This window comes from Pseudomonas sp. D1-36 (assembly GCF_051132205.1).
In the GTDB taxonomy this organism is placed as follows: domain Bacteria; phylum Pseudomonadota; class Gammaproteobacteria; order Pseudomonadales; family Pseudomonadaceae; genus Aquipseudomonas.
Genome location: NZ_CP071674.1, coordinates 126,811 through 142,089 on the forward strand (window position 1 = coordinate 126,811; position 15,279 = coordinate 142,089).

Below are 15,279 nucleotides of genomic sequence, written 5' to 3' on the forward strand. Positions count from 1 at the left end.
ACTAAATGATTCCTGATCTAAGCGTCCTGTATAAACCAGAATGTAAACATTAAACGACTTGCTCGTTCCCAACAACTGACTTATAGTGATTCTCTATTTCACTTTTAATGAGCATTAGCATGGAGCTTTCGCAGCTAATTATGTTCAAGGCTGTCGCCGATCAAGGTAGTATTATTCGCGCCTCCGAAGTGCTGCACTGTGTTCCGTCAAACATCACAAACCGAATAAAGCTTTTAGAAAAGGAGCTTGGGGTCTCGTTATTCATAAGGAAAGGTAGAGGACTAATCATTAGCCCTTCAGGGCGTTTATTTCTTGGCTATACTAATAAAATATTGTCGTTGTGTCAGGAAGCCCAGAGGGCTCTAAGCGCTGACTCAGAACCAACCGGAAGTTTAAAAATTGGTGCTATAGAGTCGTCCGCTACAGGTAGGCTTCCAAAATTGTTATCAAAATATCACTACACCTATCCTTCTGTGCAGATGCAATTTAGCACGGGGGAGTGGCCCAAACTATTAGATGATGTGGTTAATCATAAGCTGGATGGCGCAGTCATTGCTGTTACTCACCAGCATCCCGAGATTGATAGTATCGAAATTTATAAAGAGGAGCTTGTATTGATAGCTTCTCCAGCGACGGGGTTAATACATGAGCCAGCAAATTTGAACGGAATCAATATGTTTATGTGGCCAGAGGGGTGCCCTTATAGAAAGGCTTTGATAACGTGGTTGAATGCTCATGGTGTGTCTAGCTCCATAACCAGTATAGCCAGTTATGGAACCATTCTTGGTTGCGTGAGTTCGGGGGCTGGTGTTTCCTTAGTTTCGAGGGGGGTATTCGAGCAATTTAATCAGATCGGGAATATTCGAGGCTACGTTTTTGACGATTTACCCTCTGTACCTAATTTTTTTATTTGGAATAAGAATCTTGGGTTCCATAGTGCTAAGGACGCATTCGCGGCTTTATTAAGCGAAGAGCTGGGAGATTTATAGCTATTAACCAAAATTAATGGTCCGTTCGTTCGCAGTCAGGTTGGGGTGACGCCAGAGCCTTGAGCGCGTTTCGCGCTCTAGAGTCAACAACTGCCGAGTTTTTCCACGTCGCTAAAACGCCACTTAATACCGCCCTCACGCTTGAACAGCGCCCCAAATGATAAATGCCAAAGGGGACAGATTTATTTCTCCACATCCATTACACGCTGATAAGCCAGCGCACCCGGAACCCTTTCGACATGGCCGTGCTGCTCACCTTCAGAGTGTTGACTTCAGAGCGTTGCTGGTCGGCATTACGCACAACGCTGGCCTTTGATCCAGCGCGGCGAAACCTCAGCGCCGCGCAGTTGCGTGAGGTTTGGGCCGGTGGTTCGTTTTGGTGGTAGAGGGGCTGGTTGGTATTCCCGGGGAAGATGTATTGGCTGTTGGGCCGCGATCGCGAGCAGGCTCGCTTCCACCGGGGGGGCTTGGCTGGGTTGAGGTTTTGGGCGTGCTTGCGATCAGGGCGTGTTCGTTTGCCGTCAATTGGTTGAGGCCAGCGCCTTCAGCGCTGCCTTGCGCTCTACGGTTGGCAAGCGGCCGAGTTTTTCCACCGCGCTGTAAAACGCCAGCCAATCCTCGCCCTCACGCTTGAATAACGCCCCGAACGCCGGCACCCATTGGTCGTACAGGCCGAACGGCAATATTCGGGCGTTGTTCAGGGGCGCGTAGATCCAGGCGTCGTAGCGTTTGTCGCCGGCCCATTGGCTGTCGCGTAGGTGCGCGTAGTCGGCGCGCAGGCGTTCGAATTCCTCGGCTTTGCGTTGGCGCATCTGCTCGGTCGGTAGGGGTTGAGCGTAGAGGGTTTCCAGCCGTTGGCGGGTGTCGAGGATCAACTGGATGAACTGGTCGCGCTGGCGCAATCGGTTGCCGTTGTCCGGCGCCAGGCCGCGATGGGCGCGCCATTGGCGGGTGCCTTCCTGCTCGACGAAGGTGGCGAATGATTCGTTGAATTCCGTGTCGTCCTTCACGTAGACGCGTTGGTGCGCCAGTTCATGAAAGATCAGCGTCGCCAGGCGTTCGTCGCCCCAATGCAGCATCGAACTGAGGATCGGGTCGTCGAACCAGCCCAGCGTCGAGTAGGCCTCTACGCCGGCAATCGACACATCCATGCCTCGCAAACGCTGCAAAGCGGCCTCACCCCGGGCGGCGCCCTGGCTGTAATAGCCCCGATACGCCACGCAACCGGCGATGGGAAAACAGTGGGTGAGCGGGGCCAGGGAAAACTCCGGGGTGGCGAAGACGTTCCAGACGACAAAGGGGCGGCCGATGTCCGCGTACAGGCGATAGCTCTGGTTGTCGGGCAGGTGCAGGTGTGTGCTGGCGAATGCGCGGGCCTCACGGGCCTGAGCCAGATGGGTGCGCAATCCGGAATCACGGGTGGGGTCGGCAATGACCCGGTCGATGGGCTCGCGTGCTTGCAGCAGTCGCCATTGTCCGCTGGCGAGCTGGCCGTAATAACCGACGCTTGTACAACCGTTGAGTAACAAAAGCAGGAAGGCCGGAAACAAAATCCTGAAAACACGGTCGAGTAACCGATGGCGTGAACGCTGCCTGATCAATTTTGGAATCACCCTGGGAAGTCTGCCTCAAGACTATCTCGCCTGCCCGGAGCTTCGCTATGCGCGTGTTGATGCTGACAAGTGGCCTGTTGCTGCTGACCGGCTGTGCCGGTTTGCCCGATCCAGATCCCTCCCAGGCGTGGATTGACCTAGGTAACCATCGGGACACGGCGTTGCAAGCGTTGGAAGTCGATGACAAGGCATCCATCGACCGGCGTTATTTCGAGGTTCAACCGGGTAGCCATGAGCTGACGGTGCGTTATCAATTTGCCGTGGAGCCGGGCAACATCGGGCCAGATGCCGAGCCGCTGTGGCGCGATTGCCGGTTGAACGTAAAATTCAAGGATTTCAACGCGGGCCAGCGCTATCAGTTGCAAGCCGGCAGTATCGGGTTCCGGCCGTGGGCCAAGCTTTACGACCAACAGCGCAACGTGGTGGGCCAAGGCACGCCGGCAGGCTGCCAGCAAAGCTGATTGGCGCTATGCTCGGGGCCTGACTTCAGGAAATCATCATGCGCCTACCCACGTTGTTTTTGGCTCTTGCGACATTGAGCGGATGCGCGACGAGCCCATTGCCCGAGATGGACCCGAACATGGCCTGGGTCGACTTCGCCACCCCTATGCCGGGCGGCAAGCTGCTGATGGCTGAAAGCCTGGACGGCCAGCGGCTGCGGGACGGACGCTTTTTTCAGGTTTCACCCGGTAGCCACGAACTCAAGGTGCGCTTCGACTTCGAGGTGTTCGGCGCGGGCGGTGGGCTGGGCATGATGAACGACCCGAAGGAACGGCTGTGCTATCTGATCGTGCGCTACGACCATTTCGAGGCCGGCCAGCGTTATCGCCTGGAGGCTCGTAATCTGGCGTACTCCCCCAGTGCCCGGCTCTATAACGCCAAGCGTGAAATCGTTGCCGAGGATCGAAAGGCCAATTGTTTGATGTAGCGCTGCCTAGCGGTCGTTCTTCTGGTAGATGATTTTCTTGGTGCCGTTATCGCAACTGCCCACCACCATGTTCTGGTCGTGGACTTCGTCGTTGGTGACGATTTCCAAGGTGTATGAGGACACGTTTGCGGCCTGGATCTTGGCTTCGATCTCTGCTTTCAATTCTTCGCAGGGCTTGGGTGCCGCGAGGGCCGATGTGGTCAGTGCGCAACCGATGACTGCCAAGGCCAAACGTTTCATGCTCGAACTCCTCAATACAGCGCGCACGCCTGTGCGCTGAAACTGCAGACCTGCATTCGACCACAGTTGCCTTCGGGTAAATAGCGGGTAAACCATAGAAGACCGCGGCCTCGGGAGACCGCGACCTTCTCGGTTCGTCAATTCACCAGGGTCGCGTCCAGGGTGATGTCGGCGTTGAGCACCTTGGAAACCGGGCAACCTTCCTTGGCCTTGTTGCTCAGCTCTTCAAATTGCTGTTGGCTGGCGCCGGGAATCTTGGCTTTGAGAATCAGCTTGATCGCGGTGATCGCAAAGCCGCCGTCGACCTGGTCCAGGGTCACTTCGGCGTTGGTGTCGATGCTGTCGGCCTTGAGCCCAGCGTCGCCAAGGATCATCGAAAACGCCATGGAGAAGCAGCCCGCGTGGGCCGCGCCGATCAGTTCTTCAGGGTTGGTGCCCTTGCCGCCTTCAAAACGTGCCTTGAAACCATAGGGCGCTTCGCGCAACACGCCGGTTTCCGTGGAGATGGAGCCTATGCCAGTCTTCAGGTCACCTTCCCAGTGAGCCGATGCTTTCTTGACGATAGCCATGTGTGCCTCCTCATGATTCGGCGCGAGGGTTCGCGCCTGGGTATTTTTCAGTGCCAGGATTGTGAGGATAGACCGGCCGATAAAGTTCACCCGGTCGATTAGTCGACTAATTTAGTAGGAAAATTCTTCGCTACTATTGAAACTCGGGTATATGCCCACATTCATAGGACACACCTAGAGAAACGGCAGGCTTTCGCCTACAGAAAAGCTCGTACGCCGTTGGAGATGCCGGCCCATGAAACAGCTGTCCGAAGTTAAATTTTCAACCCTCGACCTTGTGCCCGTCCGCGCTGACGGCAATGCAGCCCAGTCCCTGCGCAATTCGCTGGATTTGGCGCAGCACGTGGAAAAGTTTGGCTACACCCGTTTCTGGGTGGCGGAACACCACAACATGGACGGCATCGCCAGCTCCGCGACGGCGGTGCTGCTGGGCTACCTGGCGGGGGGGACGTCGACCATCCGCGTCGGCTCGGGCGGGGTGATGCTGCCCAACCACGCACCGTTGGTGATCGCCGAACAGTTCGGCACCTTGGAAAGTCTGTTTCCGGGCCGGATCGACCTTGGGTTGGGACGCGCCCCCGGTTCCGACCAGATGACCGCGCGTGCACTACGCCGCGAACGCTCCGGCAGTGCTGATGATTTCCCTGATGACGTGGCCGAACTGATGCGCTATCTCGGCCCGCGTACCCCTGACCAACGCATCATCGCCATGCCCGGCACGGGAACGAATGTACCGGTGTGGCTGTTGGGTTCTAGCCTGTTCAGTGCGCAGTTGGCCGGGGAGCGCGGTTTGCCCTACGCGTTCGCCTCCCATTTCGCACCGCGGTTCATGCACGAGGCGATTCGTGTTTATCGCAATCACTTCCAACCGTCGGCCGTACTCGACAAGCCGTACGTGATGCTCGGGGTGCCTTTGGTGGCGGCTGACACGGACGAGCAGGCCGATTACCTGGCGACGTCGGTGTACCAGCGGATCCTGGCATTGATGCGCGGCCAGAGCCTGGTGCAGCGCCCGCCGGTGGAAACCATGAATGGTCTATGGCTGCCCCATGAGAAGGAAGCGGTGGGGGATTTCCTTGGCCTGGCCATGATTGGCGGTCCTCAGAAGATCCGCGCCAGGTTGGAGGTGTTGATCGAACAGACTCAGGCCGATGAGCTGATCTTCACCAGCGACCTCTATGAGCACGCCGACCGCCTGCACTCGTATGAACTGCTGGCACAGGTCATGAAAGGCTGAGTCGCGGCCAATAAAAAGCCGACGCGATGCGTCGGCTTTGATCTGAGCGCGTTATCAGCCGCGTATGTAGACGATTTCTTTCGAACCGCCCTCACAGGTGCCGACGACTTTTCCGTCACCCGCTGCACCTTTATCGACGATCTCCAGCGAATAACCCGACACGCCTTTGGTATCGAGCTTCGCTGCGATTTCGCTTTTCAACTCCTCGCATGGCTTGCCGGCCGCAAACGCAGTACCCGCAAGGCTCAGCAAACCCAGGGCCACCATCAACTTCTTCATCGCTCGCACTCCTCGGTCGGATCAGATAGGGAGGTTTCGTAAGACGTGATGCGCCCAATAGCGCATCGCCATTCCCTATGGCACTCCGCCAGCGTGCAAGTTCAAAGAACTCAGCTGTTGGCGATCCGGAACCCAACCTTGATGGTCACCTGGAAGTGCGCGGCCCGGCCATTTTCGATGTGGCCCCGGGTTTCCGTGACTTCGAACCATTCCAAGTGCTTGAGGCTCTTGCTGGCCTCGGCCAGGGCATTGTTGATGGCGTCTTCAATGCTGGTGGGAGACGAACCGACCAGCTCGACTTTTTTGTACGTGTGGTGATCACTCATAACGTTCTCCTTGGTTGTCTTAAACAGCCTAGCAGCGATTTTTCGCCTTACATGTGGCGCCGTTTACGCTTGGAAAGTTCAGATTTAGTGCACTTTCCCAAACGGTCGCAGTCCCAATCCACACACGCTACTCAACCACTGCAGGAGAGAGCCACCATGGCCAGCACTTCGTTACGCAAAGCCTCGTTGCAAAGCATGGAAGCGGAGATCGAGAGTCTGCTCAAGTCGTTGGAAAGCCTGAAGGACGACGCGTCGGACGAGTCGCGTAGGACGCTCAAGTCGCTTAAGGCAAATGCCGAAAGCGCACTGAAACATTCTCGGCATCTGCTCAGCGATGCGTATGAAGAGGTGAAGGTGAAAACCCGCGAAACCGGGATCGCCACGCGCGACTACGCTCAGGAACATCCATGGACCACCGCTGGCGTTGCCGTTGGCGCACTGGGTCTGTTGGCCGCTTACTTGTTGTGCAAGCGCGGTAACTAGTTCGATGGGTTCAGCTCATGCCTGAGCCACTGCGCCAATTGCCGGGCGCGCCCGTCTGCGGCGCGCTTGGGCAACCATAGCGCCAGTCGTGCGGGAGTTTCACCGAACCCCCATGGCGCGACCAGGCGACCAGCCCGCAGGTCCTCGGTCACCAGGGGCTCGGGGGCGATCGCCACGCCAAGCCCGGCCACGGCCGCCTCCAGCAAATAATACAAATGTTCGAAACCTTGCCCTAACTTCAATGCCTGGGGTTCCAGGGCATTTTGCCGTGCCCAAGTGGGCCAGGCCTGGGGGCGTGAGGTGGTGTGCAACAGCGGTTCGCTCAGCAGCGCAGTGGCGGATGCATTGCGCAAGCGGGCAAAGCCCGCGTAATGCGGGCTCATCACCGGCCCGATCCGCTCGCTGGCCAGTTCATACACCTGCATGTCTGCCGGCCAGGGTGGTTCGGCGAATACCAGTAGGGCGTCCAGCCCTGGGCGCCTCGGGTCGAGGTCGCCCTCACCTGCGGACAGGTGCAGGCGCAAATCAGGCAGATCGGCATTGAGCCTGCCCAGGCGGGGGATGAACCAACGCGCCAACAAGCTTCCCGAGCAGCCCAACACGAACGGGGCGTCCGCTGTGCTTTGGGTCAGCTCGGCGCAAACGGTGCGCAGGCGCTCGAACGCATCGGCGCTGGCGTCACGCAGGCGCAGTCCCGCATCTGTGAGTTTCAAGCCTCGCCCATCCTTGACGAACAGGCTGATCCCCAAGTGCTCTTCCAGCACTTTGAGTTGTCGACTAACCGCGCCGTGGGTGACGTGCAGCTGTTCCGCCGCCTGGCTTACGCTGTTCAGGCGGGCAGTGGCCTCGAAGGCACGCAGGGCGTTGAGCGGTGGCAGATCATGGCTCATGGTATTTGTGAGTTTTTCTGACAGGTTGTGGCGATCTTATCGGTTTTCAGAGCGATATGTCAGGGGTAGAGTGGGCTCATTGTTTTTCTACGCATTCGCCTGGAGCGCCCGATGACCCAGCCTACGACCCCTTTCAACCTGCGCAGCGGTCCCGATGCCAACGGCCTGTTTGGCGCGTTCGGCGGCCGTTATGTCGCGGAAACGCTGATGCCGCTGATCCTTGATCTGGCCCGTGAATACGAAACGGCAAAGGAAGATCCTGCGTTCATCGAGGAATTGGCCTACTTCCAACGGGACTATGTGGGTCGTCCAAGCCCGCTGTATTTCGCCGAGCGCCTGACGGAGTTCTGCGGCGGCGCGAAGATCTACCTCAAGCGTGAAGAACTGAATCACACGGGCGCGCACAAGATCAACAACTGCATCGGCCAGATCCTGCTGGCGCGGCGCATGGGCAAGAAACGCATTATCGCCGAGACCGGCGCCGGCATGCATGGGGTGGCCACTGCCACCGTGGCCGCTCGTTTTGGCCTGGACTGCGTAATCTATATGGGCACCACCGACATCGAGCGCCAGCAGGCTAACGTGTTTCGGATGAAGCTGCTTGGCGCCGAAGTCATCCCCGTGATCGCCGGTACCGGCACACTCAAGGATGCGATGAACGAGGCGCTGCGTGACTGGGTGACCAACGTCGACAGCACGTTTTACTTGATCGGCACTGTAGCCGGCCCGCACCCCTATCCAGAGATGGTCCGCGACTTCCAAGCCGTGATCGGCAAGGAAACCCGTGACCAGCTGCAAGCCCAGGAGGGTCGTCTGCCGGACAGCCTGGTGGCGTGCATCGGCGGTGGCTCCAATGCCATGGGCCTGTTCCACCCATTCCTCGATGACAAGAGCGTTGAAATCATTGGAGTCGAAGCGGCGGGCTACGGCATCGAGACCGGCAAGCATGCGGCGAGCCTGAACGGTGGGGTTCCAGGCGTGCTGCACGGTAATCGTACCTTCCTGTTGCAGGATGAGGACGGCCAGATCATCGACGCGCATTCGATCTCTGCTGGCCTCGACTACCCCGGCATTGGCCCTGAACACGCCTGGTTGCATGACATTGGCCGCGTCCAATACACCTCCGTCACCGATGCCGAAGCTTTGGAAGCGTTCCATAAATGCTGCCGCCTGGAAGGGATTATTCCTGCCTTGGAGAGTGCCCATGCCTTGGCTGAAGTGTTCAAGCGCGCGCCAAACCTGCCCAAGGATCACCTGATGGTGGTCAACCTGTCCGGCCGTGGCGATAAAGACATGCAAACCGTGATGCACCACATGGAACAGTCCCAGCAGGAGAAACACTGATGAGCCGCCTGCAAACCCGTTTTGCCGAACTCAAACAACAGAACCGTGCCGCCCTGGTGACGTTTGTCACGGCTGGCGATCCGGGCTACGACACGTCGCTGGCGATCCTCAAGGGCCTGCCTGCCGCCGGCGCCGATGTTATTGAGTTGGGCATGCCGTTCACCGATCCGATGGCCGACGGCCCGGCAATCCAATTGGCGAACATTCGTGCCTTGGGCGCCCAGCAGAACCTGGCGAAAACCCTGCAGATGGTTCGGGAGTTCCGCAAGGACAATACCGAGACGCCGCTGGTGCTGATGGGGTACTTCAACCCCATCCATCGTTATGGCGTGCAGCGTTTCATCGGCGAAGCGCTGGATAGCGGTGTCGATGGCCTGATCGTCGTGGACATGCCACCCGAGCACAACAGCGAACTGTGCGAGCCGGCCCAGGCTGCCGGCCTGGATTTCATCCGTCTGACGACGCCAACCACCGATGATGTGCGTTTGCCGACCGTGCTCAACGGCAGCTCGGGGTTCGTTTATTACGTGTCGGTCGCGGGTGTGACCGGTGCCGGTGCCGCGACGCTGGAGCATGTAGAAGAAGCGGTGGCGCGTCTGCGTCGGCATACCGATCTGCCGATCAGCATTGGCTTCGGTATTCGCACCCCGGAACAGGCGGCAGCCATCGCCCGGTTGGCCGACGGCGTAGTGGTCGGCTCCGCGCTGATCGACCATATCGCCAGCGCCGATACGTCGGAACAGGCGATTGATGGTGTGTTGAGCTTGTGCGCGGCCTTGGCTGATGGTGTACGTAAGGCGCGTCTTGGCTGATTTGGCTCGCGCCAATGAAAAAGGGGTTCGGAACTGGGTTCCGAACCCCTTTTTGTTATCGCTTCAAGGCTTGGCAGTCACGGCAACTCCAACCCACCTGCGGCTTTGTGCAGCTTGCGCAGATGTTCGCCGATCTCCTTCACATTGGCCTCGCTCGCGGCGATTTCAGCAGCGCGGCTCGGTTCAAGCAATGCCCTGACTTCCTTATCCAGGTCGCCGGTCAGCGTTTGAAGCTGTTTCTGGCGCAGGCTGCTTTCCGATTCCAATCGCTGCCATTCGCTGGGTTGTGGCAATCCGTAGCCGCTGCTGCCCAGCAGTTCGGCCGGACGGCTCAGGAAGCCGCTATTGGCGAGAATCTGTTGCAACGTCGCGTTGGCTCTCTCCATGCCACCGTTTTGAAGCTCACGCGCGCCAAGGTAGCGCTGTTTGACTTCATCCTGGGCGAGCAGCAATTGCCGACGGAAACTGGCCTGTTCCAGCAATAGCAATGCCGCGCTGGTGCGCAGGTCGGCCTGTTCAAACCAAACGCGGCGTTCTGCAGCGTCCAGCGCGAGCCAGTCTTCGACGGTTTGTTGCCGTATCGGCAGGCGTTTTTTCAGAACGTCGAACATGGCTTGGTAGCGTTCGCGGAATGAGTCGAAGCGGTAACCCAGGCGCAAGGCTTCCTTGGGATCATCCAGCACACTGGTGTCGGCCAAGCCACGGCCCTTGAGCACTTCCAGCAGACCGTTGGGCATGATGCTGTCCAGGCCTTTGAGCTGTTCGTTATTACTGCCGCTGCGCAGCAGCTTCAAGCTTTCTACCGCGCAATTATTGGAGAGGAAGTAATAGTTGCCGTCATAGCTCCAATGCATTTCGGCGGCGTGTTCGACCGTTTCTTCGATTTCGGTGCGCGACAGCTTGAGGGGCACCGACGCCAGGCTGCGCAGTTCGGTCTTGGTGTACTCGTCGATGACCTGGGCCAACGGCAGTACGAACAGACGCGACGGGTATTTGCCTACCAGGCCGTCCCAACTCGACAGCTGAACGTCGCCTACGAAGGCGCGGTACGAAAGCACCAGGTGTTGGTCCAGATCCAATCGGCAATCTGGCCCACGTGGACGGCCCGGTGCGCATATCACCAGGCGGAGCATGCTATGGCCCCAACGGCTGACCCAGTTCTGGTTGGCTTCAGCCAACAGGTAGTCGATGGCATAGACGCGTTCCGGATCGACCTTGCCCAGTGGTGTCTTGGCAAAATCATTGCCGGCATTGAGAAAGGCGAACGACGTGGAGCAGGTGTCCTTGGCGGCGGGCGCCCAGCCAAAGTGCTCACGGTAATAGCGATACAGCGCGGGACGTCGGCAGGCGTAGCTTGGATCGAGGAGGAAATACTCCATATTGACCGCGACGAACTCCTTGGGACTGCTCGTCTCATAGAGGTCCGGGCTGCGGGCAACCTGACGGTTGTGCTGCTCGCGTTCGCCGCGACGGCCCACATACTGCGGCCAGCCGGCGAGATCCAGCAGGCGAGGATCATCGCTGAGCGTGAAGCGCCGGTCGTTCTGGCCTCTGCACTCATCCGTCATGCCGATCAGCCCGGCGCTGCTGTTACGCCGAGTACAGCGTTGGATCAGCACACGTTCGGCATTTGGCCAAAGGCGCGAGCGGTCATAGATATGAGTCAGTTCGTGCAGCACGGTAGCGAGCATTTCGCGCCGCACGGTGCCGTGGGGGCGCAAGGTCTTTTGCTTGGCGGCGCTGCCATCGGTGAGGCTGTCCAGCAGGTTCCGGTTCAAGTCCAACTGCGACACCAATGAAGCCTGGCCGTAGGCGTTTGCGGGCATCCGATCGGTCCAGCCGACATCGATGCGCCGGTCCAGTCGCTCGATGAAGCGTGGCGGCAATGCCTGCATGGCTTCATCGAGCAGTGCCTGGCTGGCCTGTTGTTGTGCCGGGCTCAAGCCATCGCTATTGAGATGTAACTGGAGACCGGCCTGGGCTGTGCCGCTCAGAAGCAGCACAACCCCGGCAGTCAGCCAGGCGGCCAGCCGCCTCACAATGCGAGGATAGCTTCGGCGAGAACCTGGTCGCTGGCGTCGCGGGCTTCCGGTACGCGGGTACGCAATGTCTGGAAAGCCGCTTCGAGATGAGCGCCACGAATCTCGCCGTTGCTGGCGACGAAGCTGGCAGCGTCATCGTGAGCTTCGCGGACAATCTTTGAGTCACGAATGGATGTGGTGGTGTCAGAGGTGAAATCAATCGAACGCTGGGAGGCGCGAACGATGATGTTACTGGTGGCTACCAGGGTATGTGCCTGGGCCACATCGGCCAACACCAGCAGGCCAAGGGCGGCAGCAATCAGCGGGCTACGCATGGAACGACTCCGGAGAATTAAAGATAGTTATTGGACGAGAATTGCCTGTGCCAGTTCAAGGTCGCTGGCGTGAAGTTTCGGCTGGTTCCGGCGCAGGTAGTCCAGGGCCGACTCCAATTGCGGACCTCGGAATTGTCCTTCGCTGGCAATGAACGCGGCGGCGTCATCACGAGCGGCGACGACTCGTTTATTGTCGAAGGGTGCGGAGGTCACCAGGCTCGTGGCGTAGCCACTGGCGACCACTTGTTGAGTGGACACATCGAAGGCATGGGCCGGGACAGACCAGCAAAAAACTGTGAATAAACAGGCGCTGTAAAGTTTTGAGTAAAAACGCATGGGACTCGACGGTTGTTGGCGAGCTTGAAGGCTAGCGCAAACCTGCGGGCCAGGGCCAGCGCGGAAACATCGGAGCACCCTTGGGTGCCCAATGTTTCATGTTGCATCAGATTACCAGGATGGCCTGTGCAAGCTGCGCATCGGTGGCGTTGAGCTGCGGTGCCTGCTGGCGGATGTAATCCAATGCACTCTCCAGTTTCACACCGCGGATAGCGCCTTCGCTGGCCACGAAGCTGGCGGCGTCGTCACGTGCGGCTTGAACGATTTTATTGTCACGCAGTGATGAGGTTGCATCGGAGGTTACGTCGGACGTGGCCTTGAGGGCGCCGACAATGGAGTCGGTGGTGACGATGAAGCTGCTGGCGTTGGACTGGGCAGCTACGGCCAACAGCGCTACTGCGCTGAGCAGGCGAAGACGGGACATGATGGAGCTCCTTGTATATGAGGTGATACCGGTGCCTGTAGCTGGAAGGGGAGACACATGCTCGACTCGCTTCGCCACGGTTGCATCAATATTAGGACAGATCGCGTTTGCTTACAGCTTTGCAATGGTCCTTGGCTCGACCCAAGGCAAGATAATCGCCATCCAACCAACTGTACTGGTGCATGAATAGCTTTGGTATAACTGTTCTGTTTCCCGATCTCAGACCGGTTCAGGCTCGAAAACGAAAGACCCGTCGCGGTTTCCCACGACGGGTCTTGTTTATTCAATTCGGTGCTGGCGATGGACCCGATGGGTCAGGGCCAGCGACGCTGAATTAGCGCCAGAACGGCTTGCTCAGCTCTTCGTAGCGCTGTGCTTCGCTGATACCGGCATCTGCCAGCAGGCGCGAATCCAGACGGGCCAATTGATGGCGGCTGGCAATGCGGCGCTGCCACAGCATCAGGTTAGCGATAACGCGAAGAGGCATGGAAGCCTGGTTTTGTTCAGCTTTGTCTTCGAAAAACAGCTCGGAACTGAGTGTACGTTCCATGGTTGACATCCTTCCGCTTGTGGCGGGATTAGGTAGTGGTTTAACTGGTGCCCATGATCCTCCCGTTTGGCCAGTCCCTGTAGATACAGTTCATCTGTATTGTAAGAGACCAGTTAACTGTTAAAGCGCGGTGTACTGGTCAATCTTGAGGCAACTGTATCTATCGGCACTAAATTGGTGCGTTATTCAGTGTCTGGCTGTGTTTTGTGGGATATGACTGTAAGAAATCACCGGTACAGAAGTACAGTTTCTGCAAAGAACCTGCCGAGCCCTTTGGATTTATAAAACTGTTTTAGCCCTAACGGTGATCCAGCTGTATCAAACCGCAAGCATGCGTCCGGTTGCTTCCAGGTTCATGTGCCAGCTGAGTGCGTCCCGCAAAATATGCGGCGTATGTCCGCCCAAAGCGCTTGCCGCCTGGAAGTACTCGTTCAATGCCTGGCGATAGGATGGATGCACGCAGTTTTCGATGATCGCCCGCGCCCGTTCGCGTGGCGCCAAGCCCCGCAAGTCAGCCAGTCCAATCTCGGTCACCAGGATGTCGACATCATGCTCGGTATGGTCCACATGGCTGACCATCGGAACGACGCTGGAAATGGCGCCGCCCTTGGCAATGGATTTGGTCACGAAAATAGCCAAGTGTGCGTTCCTGGCAAAATCCCCCGAACCCCCAATGCCATTCATCATTCGCGTGCCGCATACGTGAGTCGAGTTGACGTTGCCATACAGGTCGAATTCCAGCGCCGTGTTGATGCCGATGATGCCCAGGCGTCGCACTACCTCCGGATGGTTGGAGATCTCCTGCGGGCGCAGCACCAGTTTGTCCTTGTATTTCGCCAGATTCCCAAAGACATCCGTGTTGCGCCGAGCGGACAACGTAATGGAGCTGCCAGAGGCGAAACTCAGCTTGCCGGCGTCGATGAGGTCGAATGTGGAGTCCTGCAATACCTCGGAATACATGGTCAGTTCTTCAAACGGAGAGTCGATCAATCCGCACATCACTGCGTTGGCAATGCTGCCGATGCCGGCCTGCAGAGGGCCAAGCTTGTTGGTCATGCGCCCGGCCGCGACTTCTTGCTTGAAAAAGCTGATCAGATGGTCGGCGATGGCCTGGGTGTCGTCGTCCGGCGGCAAGACCGTCGAAGGGGAATCTGATTGTTGGGAGATGACAATGGCGGCGATTTTGTCCGGTGGGATCGGGATGGCGGTGCTGCCGATACGGTCGTCAACCTTCACCAGGGGGATCGGCAGGCGAGTTGGACGATAGCTGGGGATGTAAATGTCGTGCAGGCCTTCCAAATCTGGATTATGGGCCAGGTTGATCTCGACGATCACTTGCTTGGCGAAGATCGCAAAGCTGGCGGAGTTACCTACCGACGTGGTCGGCACGATATGACCTTGCTCGGTGATCGCCACCGCTTCGATCACGGCAATATCTGGCAACGTGAGCTGGGCGTTACGCATCTGTTCGACGGTTTCCGAAAGATGCTGGTCGATGAACATCACCTCGCCTGCGTTGATGGCCTTGCGTAGGGTGCTGTCCACCTGGAAGGGCATGCGTCGTGCCAGTACGCCAGCTTCGGTGAGCTGCTAATCCAGATCGTTGCCCAGGCTTGCTCCGGTCATCAGGCTGATTTTCAACGGCGTGACCTTGGCGCGTTCGGCCAGTGCGTGCGGCACGGCCTTCGCTTCTCCGGCGCGGGTAAAGCCGCTCATGCCGACGGTCATTCCGTCTTCAACGAGCAAGGCTGCCTCGGCAGCGCTCATCACTTTATTCAACAACGAAGGCAGGCGGATGCGATCACGGTACATGAATGGTTTCTCGGGCTGGAAGCTGGATGCGCAGTCTAGAGAATTCGCGCCGAGCCCGACCCGCTACAAAAGTCGCATTTGAGGCCTCTAT

At 58.1% G+C, this 15,279-nt stretch carries 18 protein-coding genes and 1 pseudogene; 7 read left to right on the forward strand and 12 right to left on the reverse strand.

From position 1 onward, the window contains the following. Positions 1–119: 119 nt before the first annotated feature. Positions 120–989, forward strand: a complete 870-nt coding sequence (locus J3P76_RS00610) for a LysR family transcriptional regulator (RefSeq protein ID WP_434701399.1) — start codon at positions 120–122, stop codon at positions 987–989. A 521-nt stretch (positions 990–1,510) separates the two neighbouring features. Here J3P76_RS00610 and J3P76_RS00615 read toward each other — a convergent pair. Then, positions 1,511–2,590 (reverse strand): aminopeptidase, encoded by a 1,080-nt coding sequence (locus tag J3P76_RS00615; protein WP_420765949.1) that lies wholly within the window; start codon positions 2,588–2,590, stop codon positions 1,511–1,513. Positions 2,591–2,649: 59 nt separating this feature from the next. On the opposite strand from J3P76_RS00615, the gene J3P76_RS00620 reads away from it, so the two are divergent. Both J3P76_RS00620 and J3P76_RS00625 read left to right on the forward strand, forming a co-directional pair. Beyond that, entirely contained in the window at positions 2,650–3,063 is a 414-nt protein-coding gene (locus tag J3P76_RS00620; RefSeq protein WP_420765948.1) for a hypothetical protein, read from the forward strand. Positions 3,064–3,101: 38 nt separating this feature from the next. After that, a complete protein-coding gene (locus J3P76_RS00625; RefSeq protein ID WP_434701400.1) occupies positions 3,102–3,530 on the forward strand; it encodes a hypothetical protein in 429 nt (142 codons plus the stop codon). Between the two features lie 6 nt (positions 3,531–3,536). Here the strand turns inward: J3P76_RS00625 and J3P76_RS00630 are convergent, their stop codons facing one another. Continuing rightward, complete coding sequence (locus J3P76_RS00630; protein ID WP_420765946.1) at positions 3,537–3,770, reverse strand: DUF1161 domain-containing protein; 234 nt, start codon at positions 3,768–3,770, stop codon at positions 3,537–3,539. Positions 3,771–3,907: 137 nt separating this feature from the next. Beyond that, entirely contained in the window at positions 3,908–4,339 is a 432-nt protein-coding gene (locus tag J3P76_RS00635) for an OsmC family protein (protein ID WP_434561374.1), read from the reverse strand. 235 nt (positions 4,340–4,574) lie between these two features. Between J3P76_RS00635 and J3P76_RS00640 the strand changes: the two genes are divergently transcribed. Next, positions 4,575–5,576 (forward strand): LLM class flavin-dependent oxidoreductase, encoded by a 1,002-nt coding sequence (locus J3P76_RS00640; RefSeq protein WP_434608541.1) that lies wholly within the window; start codon positions 4,575–4,577, stop codon positions 5,574–5,576. A gap of 54 nt (positions 5,577–5,630) precedes the next feature. On the opposite strand, the gene J3P76_RS00645 is transcribed toward J3P76_RS00640, so the two are convergent. Beyond that, positions 5,631–5,855, reverse strand: coding sequence for a DUF1161 domain-containing protein (locus J3P76_RS00645; protein ID WP_434608539.1), 225 nt, complete (start codon positions 5,853–5,855; stop codon positions 5,631–5,633). A gap of 110 nt (positions 5,856–5,965) precedes the next feature. Then, a complete protein-coding gene (locus J3P76_RS00650; protein WP_003177209.1) occupies positions 5,966–6,181 on the reverse strand; it encodes a dodecin in 216 nt (71 codons plus the stop codon). 156 nt (positions 6,182–6,337) lie between these two features. Here J3P76_RS00650 and J3P76_RS00655 point away from each other — a divergent pair, with 156 nt between their 5' ends. After that, positions 6,338–6,664 carry a DUF883 family protein gene (locus tag J3P76_RS00655; RefSeq protein ID WP_420765942.1) on the forward strand — a complete coding sequence of 109 codons (327 nt, stop codon included), beginning with the start codon at positions 6,338–6,340 and terminating at the stop codon, positions 6,662–6,664. Here J3P76_RS00655 and J3P76_RS00660 read toward each other — a convergent pair. Then, positions 6,661–7,554: a LysR family transcriptional regulator gene (locus J3P76_RS00660; RefSeq protein WP_434608537.1), complete on the reverse strand. Its 894-nt coding sequence runs from the start codon at positions 7,552–7,554 to the stop codon at positions 6,661–6,663. The genes J3P76_RS00655 and J3P76_RS00660 overlap by 4 nt on opposite strands. Before the next feature lie 111 nt (positions 7,555–7,665). On the opposite strand from J3P76_RS00660, the gene trpB reads away from it, so the two are divergent. Both trpB and trpA read left to right on the forward strand, forming a co-directional pair. Further along, positions 7,666–8,898, forward strand: coding sequence for a tryptophan synthase subunit beta (gene trpB, locus J3P76_RS00665; protein ID WP_434561366.1), 1,233 nt, complete (start codon positions 7,666–7,668; stop codon positions 8,896–8,898). After that, on the forward strand, positions 8,898–9,710 hold the full coding sequence (gene trpA, locus J3P76_RS00670) for a tryptophan synthase subunit alpha (protein ID WP_434561364.1): 813 nt from the start codon (positions 8,898–8,900) through the stop codon (positions 9,708–9,710). The genes trpB and trpA overlap by 1 nt, the downstream gene beginning before the upstream one ends. Before the next feature lie 77 nt (positions 9,711–9,787). Here trpA and J3P76_RS00675 read toward each other — a convergent pair whose 3' ends face one another. The 6 genes and pseudogenes from J3P76_RS00675 to J3P76_RS00700 all read right to left on the reverse strand — a co-directional run bounded on the left by J3P76_RS00675 (position 9,788) and on the right by J3P76_RS00700 (position 15,188). Beyond that, positions 9,788–11,749 carry a DUF4105 domain-containing protein gene (locus J3P76_RS00675; protein ID WP_420765938.1) on the reverse strand — a complete coding sequence of 654 codons (1,962 nt, stop codon included), beginning with the start codon at positions 11,747–11,749 and terminating at the stop codon, positions 9,788–9,790. Beyond that, complete coding sequence (locus J3P76_RS00680) at positions 11,746–12,066, reverse strand: DUF2388 domain-containing protein (RefSeq protein WP_420765937.1); 321 nt, start codon at positions 12,064–12,066, stop codon at positions 11,746–11,748. The genes J3P76_RS00675 and J3P76_RS00680 overlap by 4 nt, the downstream gene beginning before the upstream one ends. Positions 12,067–12,093: 27 nt before the next feature. Then, the gene (locus tag J3P76_RS00685) at positions 12,094–12,402 is read right to left on the reverse strand and encodes a DUF2388 domain-containing protein (protein WP_434608533.1); all 309 of its coding nucleotides are present in this window, start codon (positions 12,400–12,402) and stop codon (positions 12,094–12,096) included. A 106-nt stretch (positions 12,403–12,508) separates the two neighbouring features. Then, on the reverse strand, positions 12,509–12,826 hold the full coding sequence (locus tag J3P76_RS00690) for a DUF2388 domain-containing protein (protein ID WP_420765935.1): 318 nt from the start codon (positions 12,824–12,826) through the stop codon (positions 12,509–12,511). Between the two features lie 334 nt (positions 12,827–13,160). After that, positions 13,161–13,376, reverse strand: a complete 216-nt coding sequence (locus J3P76_RS00695) for a DUF1127 domain-containing protein (protein WP_434608531.1) — start codon at positions 13,374–13,376, stop codon at positions 13,161–13,163. A 318-nt stretch (positions 13,377–13,694) separates the two neighbouring features. After that, positions 13,695–15,188: pseudogene (locus J3P76_RS00700) on the reverse strand (acetyl-CoA hydrolase/transferase family protein). Positions 15,189–15,279: the final 91 nt, after the last annotated feature.